Source organism: Kribbella sp. (assembly GCF_035687465.1).
Lineage (GTDB): Bacteria > Actinomycetota > Actinomycetes > Propionibacteriales > Kribbellaceae > Kribbella.
In genome coordinates, this window is sequence record NZ_DASRXP010000551.1 from 1 (window position 1) to 7,337 (window position 7,337).

The following is a 7,337-nucleotide window of genomic DNA, read 5'->3' on the forward strand; positions in this document are numbered from 1 at the left end:
CGACGGTGACGTCGCCGGACAGGATCGCCGCGGTCGCCTCACCACCGCCGGAGTAGCTGATGTACTTCACGTTCGAGGGATCGGCGCCGGCCGCCTTCACCAGGGTGCCGGCCGCGATGTGGTCGGTGCCGCCGATCGTGCCGCCGCCCCAGCTGACCGAGGTCGGGTCGGCCTGGTACTTCTCGACCAGGTCCTTGAGCGACTTCAGCGGCGAGTCGGCCTCGACCACGAACACCTCCTGCTCGGCCGTCAGAGTGGCGATCGGCGTGGTGTCGGAGATGGTGATCTTGGACTGGTTCAAGGTCAGCGCACCGACCATCACCAGGCCGGTGATCATCAGCGTGTGCGGGTCCTTGCGGTTCTTGGTGACCAGCTTCGAGATGCCGACGGCACCGCCGGCGCCGGTCACGTTCACCACGGACACCGAGCGACCGGGCAGGAAGTCGTCTTCCTGGATGACGTGCTGCAACTGTCTGGCGGTCAGGTCCCAGCCGCCGCCGGGGGCCGCCGGCACCATGATCTCGACGTTGCGGGACGGGAAATCGCCGGCGACGCTGCCGCCTTCGAGGGCCGAACAAGCACTGAGCAGCAGGCTCACGGTCACCCCGGTGGCGACGAGTGCGGATCGCGACATTGGGCATCTCCTCAGGCGCGGATGGGTGGCCTGGATCACGCGGCGACCGTAGCAGCATTCCACCAGGGGGTACAGAGATTCCGTTAGGTGGACCAGCGGGCTATCGTCGAGAGGACTGATTCCGGCGGTGAGCGGCCCGATGGCGGGCCGGTGAGAAGAGGCGGCATGACGGACGGCGACCTGGCCGGCGGTGACCAGCCTGGTGTTCGCAGCGTGCACCGGGCGCTGGATCTGCTGGAGCGCTTCGACGACGAGCACCCGACCTGGACGCTGCACGAGCTGACCAAGGTGAGCGGGCTGCCGAAGACCACCGTGCTGCGGCTGGTGACGACCCTGGAGCAGCGAGGACTGGTGGCCGCGATCGGGCCAGGTGTCTATGCGATCGGTCCTGGATTCCTGCGGTGGACGCGGTTGAGCAGCGCGAGCATGGAGATCCCACCGGCCGTGCGGGCCGCGATGAACAAGCTCGCGGCCGACACGGGCGAGACCTCCAATCTGTACATCCGGGTCGGGCGCACCCGGGTCTGCCTCGCGCAGGCGCAGGGGACGTTGAGTGTCCGACACACCATCGCGGTCGGATCGTCGCTGCCGCTGTGGGGCGGGGCCGCTTCGAAGGTGCTGCTGAGCGATCCGCCCTTGCTGGCGGCGGATCCCTCGGTGATCGACGACATCGCCGCTGAGTCGCCGTACGACGGTGACTTCGCGAAGAAGCTCCGGGTGGCGGCAAGTCGTACGGGGGAGCGGGGCTACGCGATCACGCACGGAGAGCGCGAGCTCGGCGCCTCCGGCGTGTCAGCCCCGGTACGCCGGTCCGGTGGCCGCGTGGTCGCCGCGGTCGGCATCGGTGGTCCCACGACCCGCTTCAACGACGAGCGCCTTCCTGGCTATGTCAACGCCGTCCGTCGTTGCGCGGACACCGTCACCTCCACCGGTTGGAGCGGCTTCAGTGCCTCCTGACGCGGATCTGTTGGCAGGGGTCAGGGTCCTGGATCTGACCAACGTGCTGGCAGGGCCGTTCGCCGGGTACCAGCTGGCGTTGATGGGTGCGGACGTGATCAAGCTCGAGGTGCCGGGGTCAGGCGACCTCGCCCGGAACCTCGGTGCGGACCCTGAGCTGAGCCGGGACGGGCTGGGGATCTCGTTCCTCGCTCAGAACGCGGGGAAGCGCTCTCTCACCCTGGATCTGAAATCCCCCGCCGGCAAAGAGGTGTTCGAGCGCCTGGTCCGCGAGGCCGATGTTCTGCTGGAGAACTTCCGCCCCGGAGTCCTCACCCGCCTCGGCTTCTCCTGGGAGACGCTGCACGCGCTGAACGAAGGACTCGTGTACTGCGCTGTCTCCGGGTTCGGGCAGACCGGGCCGATGCGCGGGCGACCGGCGTACGACCAGATCATCCAGGGGTTGTCCGGCATCATGAGCGTGACCGGCATGCCCGACACCGCGCCGACGCGCACCGGGTTCCCCATCGCCGACACGCTCGGCGGCTACGCGGCGGCGTTCGCGATCTCGGCCGCCCTGGTGAAACGCTCTCGCACAGGTGTCGGCAGCTACCTCGACGTCTCGATGCTGGAGACCGCGGTCGCGGCGATGGGCTGGGTGGTCTCGGACTACCTCATCGGCGGCCGCGAACCACGGGCCATGGGCAACGAAAACGTCACGTCAGCACCGTCCGGGACCTTCGAGACGGCGTCGGGCGGGCTCAACATCGCGGCGAACAAACAGGAGCAGTACGTCGAACTCTGCACCGTGCTGGGTCGCCCGGAGTTGGTCACCGACGAGCGCTTCGCCACCCGCGAGGCCCGCAAGCATCATCGCCGCGAGCTGAAGCAGGAACTCGAAAAGACCCTCAGAGAGCGCTCTGCCGTCGAGTGGGACGACCTCCTCGCCACCACCGGCGTCCCCGTCGCCCCGGTCCTCACAGTCCAACAGACCCTGTCCCTGGACCAACTCGCTGACCGCGAACTCCTCCACGACCTCCCGATGCCAGGCCGCGCTACCCCTGACGGCAGAGAGCGCTCCCTGCGCGTTCTCGGCAGCAGCGTCCACGTCGACGGCCACGCAGTGGGTCCGTCCACGCGCCCGCCGACACTCGGCGAACACACGGACGAGGTCCTGCACGCCATCGGCTACACGACGGAGGAGATCGCCGACCTCCACGACCAAGGAGCCGTATGACTTCCTCGGACGACGCGCGCACCGAGGCGGCTGATTGGTGGGCGACCTCGATCACCGAGATCCAGCCGGGTGTGATCCGGTTGCGCGGCTACGCGATCGAGGAGCTCATCGGGGCGGTCAGTTTCCCGCAGCTGATCTGGCTGATGACCAGGGGAGATCTCCCAACCAGCCGTGAGGCCGAACTACTCGAGCTGACTCTCGTAGCCGCGGTCGACCACGGCCCCCAGGCGCCCTCGATCGCCGCGGCCCGGATGGCGGCATCCTGCGGTCTGCCGCTCAACAACGCGATCGCCACCGGCGTCAACCTGCTCGGAGACGTCCACGGCGGCGCGGGCCAGCAATGCCTGGAAGTCCTCCACGAACTCCGCGCCACGGTCGACGCCGGACACAGCCCCGCGGAAGCCGCCCGCGATCTAGTCGCCTCCTACAAAGCCCGCAAGGCCTTCATCCCCGGCTTCGGTCATCGCTTCCACCCGCGCGACCCCCGCCGCGACCCGCTCATTGCCGCGCTCCAGCAGGCAATCGACGACGGCGTCGTCTCGGGCCAGTACGTCGACCTCGCGCTCGCCCTGGAGGCCGTCCTCGCCGAAGGCTCCAAGCCGATCCCGATGAATGTGGACGGCGCCACCGCCACCATCTACGCCGAACTCGGCTTCGCCCCCGAACTGGCCCGCGGCCTCTTCGTCCTCTCCCGGTCCGTCGGCCTCCTGGCCCACGCCCACGAGCAACAACAGGACCCCACCCGCATCAAGGGCCCCCTGCCCAGATCCATCACCCCCACGTACACAGGCCCGGCCGCAAGGCATCTCGGTAGTTAGAGGCCGTCGCGGTCGTGCCAGTGGGATTGCCAGCGAGGATCTGTGGGGCTGGTCGACAACTGGTAGCGGATGTCGGTGGAGAGGCGGATGTCCTGGGAGATGTTGTCCAGGGCTGCGTGGACGGTGTGGGCGGTGTGGATCACCACATCCCCGGCGGCGTAGTCGTTGACCAGCCAGCGGGCGTCGTACTGGTCGGCCAGAGCAGGGAGGTCGGCCGTGATGGAGGCCGCGGGACGTCTGAGCAGGCCCAGGGCTTCGTCCTGGAGGACGCGACGGTGGCTGCCTTCCAGGTAGGTGAGTCCGCCGCGGGCAACCGGGCAGTCGCCGACCGGGATCCACGCGGACAGCACCTGGTCGGTCCCCTCCCGCAGGTAGAGGAGGTCGTAGTGCGCCTGCGTCGCCATCCCGATCCCGCCCTCACCGGGCGCGGTCTGCCGGATGATCTTCCGCTTGTGCAGGAACGGCGTCCCACCCAGGAACCACTCGAACCACCCCCGGAGCGCCGGCTGCGTGCAGAAGGCGGCGTACTCCGCTCCCGGCACGATCTCCCCGAACAACACCTGCCGGTACGTCGCTCGGTCGGTGGCAGCCCGGGTCAGCGAGAAGTAGTACCGCCGGAATGCCAGTACCACCTCCGGATCGAGCAGCCCACGGAGGAAGAGATACCCATCCCGCCGCAGCCGTACCTGCAGCAGCACCCGATCACCACGCTCACGATCCGGTACGGCGCCCAACGACCCGAGCCGGTGAGCGGATTCGTCCAGGACATACCCGTTGGAGGTCAGCACACTCTCAATTTTCGCCGAGTTTGCTTCGGAGGACTTTTCCCGTGGCGTTGCGGGGAAGGTCTTCCACCAGCACGACCTGCCGCGGGGTCTTGTACCGCGCCAGGTTCGCGCGTACATGCTGGATGAGCTCTTCAGGCGTCACAGCACGGGGACCAGCCGGTACGACGTACGCGACCAACCGCTGACCGAATTCCTCATCGGGCACGCCGACCACCACGGCCTCCACCACACCCGGGTGGTCCATCAGGCAGTCCTCGACTTCGGCGGGATACACGTTCTCACCGCCCGACACGATCATGTCGTCCTCGCGGCCGTCGACGAACAACCGCCCGGCCTTGTCCAGGTGACCGAGATCGCCCGTACTCATCCGCCCGTCGACCACGGTCTTGCTGCTGCCGTCGGAGTACCCGCCGAACACGAGGCCGCCGCCGGCGAAGATCCGTCCGGTCTCACCAACCGCGATCGGTCGGTCGTTGTCGTCGAGGATGCGCACGGAACTCCCGAGGCAGGGGCGTCCGACCGTGCCGGGCGCCGCGAGGAGATCCGCCGAGTTGGCGATCGTCGCGATCCCGATCTCGCTCGACCCGTACGCGTCACACAGCACCGGCCCGAACTGCGCGATGAACCGCTCCGCCAACGCTGGTCCCAACGCGGAGGCGCCCGAGATGATCGCCCGCAAAGACCTCAGCTCGTACTCCGCGATCCGCTCCGCGCCGAGGTCGAGCATCCGTTGCAACATGATCGGTACGGCGACCACCGAGCCGGCCCGGTTCCGATCGATCGACGCGAGCACCGCGGCAGCGTCGTACCGGCGAGCCAGGACCAGCGGCGACCCGAGGAAGAGCGCGAGCATCGAGGTAAGCAACCCAAGCCCGTGGAACAGCGGCGGACAAATCACCATCGGCTCACCCGCCCGCAACCCGAACCGATTCAGCGCACTCGCGGTCAACCCCGCCAGCCCGCCCACAGTCGGCGCCCGCGGCGCCGCCTTCGGAGCCCCCGTAGTCCCCGACGTCAAAATGGTGATGTGCCCAACGCTGTCCGGCGCCGGAGCCCCGGGGGCATCACAGCGCGCAAGCTCATCAAGCCGAACCTGGGCAGGGCTCACGCCCCCGCCGCTCCCGACGTCCTCGGCGGCGGCGTTGTCCTGCCAGGCGAGGATTTGGGGTAGGTCGGTGCCGACGATGAATTCCTCGTCGCGGATGAGTAGGTCGGGCTGGTGTTTCTCGAGCACTGCTTCTAGTTGGGGTCCGGCGAACTCCGTGTTGACGAAGAGCACGTCCGCACCGAGCCGTGAGGCGGAAAGCGTCGCCTCCAGAAACCCGCGATGGTTCCGGCACAAGACAGCAACCTTGCTCCCGGCAACAATCCCGTACTGCGCCCGCAACCCGGCCGCGATCCGCTCGCACCGGTGATCGAGCTCCTGGTAGGTCAGCTGTCCGCGCTCGTCGATCACCGCCGGTTGATCCGGATACCGGATCGCCGCGATCGCACCGAGCGCCGCCATCGACTGGCCCCACTGCCGCAAGGCTCGCTCGATCCCCAGCAACTGGGACGGCCCGACCGATCGCCAGACGCCCGACCGGATCAGCGCCACAGAGATTCCACCAACCTCGGCGGCTCGCCGCACGAGCCAGTCGGGCGGTCGCATCGGGCCGATCGGCCGCGGTCTCACTCCGGGCCCTTCTTCCTGTTCGTGCGAAGGAAGTACTGCTCGAACAGCCGATCCGTCGGCACCCGGAGAAGGTTGCCCAAGGCATCAGCAGGACGGACGAGCGGCGGCGTGATGTTGTGCGGCTTGTTCGCGACGGCCGCACAGACCTGGTCGGCAGCCTGCTCAGGGCTCAGCCCGGGCAACTGGTTGAGCAGAGGAGTCGGATCGCTCATCCGGGTGTGCACCAGTCCCATATAGACGGTCGACGTGGTCACGCCGTCGTCACGGATCTCTTGCGCGACACAACGGAGCCAGACGTCGAACGCACTCTTCGAGGCGAGATAGGCGGACCACCTGGCCAACGGGGGAGTCCGTACTCCGGCGGTCGACACGTTGACGAGGTGGCCGCTGCCTCGCTTGCGCATCGAGGGCAGGAGTTCGAGCACGAGCTTCGTCGGCCCGAGGTAGTTGACCGAGTTCGTCCGCTCGATGTCATGGAACCGCTGGTAGGAGTCAGCGACCGACCGGCGGATCGACTTGCCCGCGTTACTGACCAGCACATCGACATGCCCGTGGTCTGCGAGCACGTTCGCGACCAGCCGCTCGATGGCGGCCGGCTCGGCGAGATTCGTGGGATAGGCCTGCGCCTTGCCGCCCGCAGTACGGATCTCTTCGGCGACGGCTTCCAGTTGGTCGGCAGTGCGCGCCACGAGCAGAACGGTCGCGCCCGCCCGCGCCAGCCGCTTCGCCGTCGCCTCACCGATCCCGTACGACGAACCGGTGACGAGCACGACCTTCCCACCTACCGCGGCGGCCAGTCGATCGTCAGGGATCCGCGTCCGCCCATTGGTCAACGCAACCAGCACAGACCAACCGATCGGACGCTTCCCAGTCACCATGCCCCGACATTACCGGCAGGTAGCGTCGCTGCCCACCTTAGGCTCGGTTCCATGTCACGACGATCCCTGCAGCATCCCGCGCCCGATTCCGCCGTACTGCGTGCTCGACTCGAGCGTGCTCGCGAGGCCGCCGGAGGCACCGGTCTGGTGATCGCACCGGGCTCCGATCTGCGCTACCTGCTCGGCCAGGCCGGCGGCTCGCTCGAGCGGCTCACCACGCTCGTCATCCCCGCCGACGGCCCGCCCGCGCTGGTCGTGCCGAAGCTCGAGGCACCCGGGTACGCCGAGGTACCGCTGGCTGAGCTCGGCGTCGAGATGATCACCTGGGTCGACAGCGAGAACCCGTACGCCGCGGTCGCGGACCGACTGGG

General features: G+C 68.2%; 8 protein-coding genes. 4 read left to right on the forward strand and 4 right to left on the reverse strand.

The genetic code is table 11. The features are described 5' to 3' along the window. The coding region (locus tag VFG33_RS29310; RefSeq protein ID WP_325056217.1) for a Bug family tripartite tricarboxylate transporter substrate binding protein at positions 1 to 634 on the reverse strand (634 nt) is incomplete at its 3' end. 165 nt (positions 635 to 799) lie between these two features. On the opposite strand from VFG33_RS29310, the gene VFG33_RS29315 reads away from it, so the two are divergent. The 3 genes from VFG33_RS29315 to VFG33_RS29325 are packed head-to-tail and all read left to right on the forward strand — an operon-like array spanning position 800 to position 3,625. Next, positions 800 to 1,591: an IclR family transcriptional regulator gene (locus VFG33_RS29315; protein WP_325056218.1), complete on the forward strand. Its 792-nt coding sequence runs from the start codon at positions 800 to 802 to the stop codon at positions 1,589 to 1,591. A 10-nt stretch (positions 1,592 to 1,601) separates the two neighbouring features. Further along, positions 1,602 to 2,807 (forward strand): CaiB/BaiF CoA transferase family protein, encoded by a 1,206-nt coding sequence (locus VFG33_RS29320; protein WP_325056219.1) that lies wholly within the window; start codon positions 1,602 to 1,604, stop codon positions 2,805 to 2,807. After that, positions 2,804 to 3,625: a citryl-CoA lyase gene (locus VFG33_RS29325; protein WP_325056220.1), complete on the forward strand. Its 822-nt coding sequence runs from the start codon at positions 2,804 to 2,806 to the stop codon at positions 3,623 to 3,625. Before VFG33_RS29320 ends, VFG33_RS29325 begins: the two co-directional genes overlap by 4 nt. Here the strand turns inward: VFG33_RS29325 and VFG33_RS29330 are convergent. Genes VFG33_RS29330 through VFG33_RS29340 form a run of 3 tightly spaced genes read right to left on the reverse strand, consistent with a single transcriptional unit; the run spans position 3,622 to position 6,966 of the window. Next, on the reverse strand, positions 3,622 to 4,413 hold the full coding sequence (locus VFG33_RS29330) for a phytanoyl-CoA dioxygenase family protein (RefSeq protein ID WP_325056221.1): 792 nt from the start codon (positions 4,411 to 4,413) through the stop codon (positions 3,622 to 3,624). The genes VFG33_RS29325 and VFG33_RS29330 overlap by 4 nt on opposite strands. Positions 4,414 to 4,417: 4 nt before the next feature. Continuing rightward, positions 4,418 to 6,088, reverse strand: a complete 1,671-nt coding sequence (locus VFG33_RS29335; RefSeq protein ID WP_325056222.1) for an AMP-binding protein — start codon at positions 6,086 to 6,088, stop codon at positions 4,418 to 4,420. Beyond that, positions 6,085 to 6,966, reverse strand: a complete 882-nt coding sequence (locus tag VFG33_RS29340; RefSeq protein ID WP_325056223.1) for an SDR family NAD(P)-dependent oxidoreductase — start codon at positions 6,964 to 6,966, stop codon at positions 6,085 to 6,087. The genes VFG33_RS29335 and VFG33_RS29340 overlap by 4 nt, the downstream gene beginning before the upstream one ends. Before the next feature lie 51 nt (positions 6,967 to 7,017). On the opposite strand from VFG33_RS29340, the gene VFG33_RS29345 reads away from it, so the two are divergent. Then, positions 7,018 to 7,337 (forward strand): aminopeptidase P family N-terminal domain-containing protein (locus VFG33_RS29345; protein ID WP_325056224.1); only part of this gene is annotated, 320 nt, incomplete at its 3' end.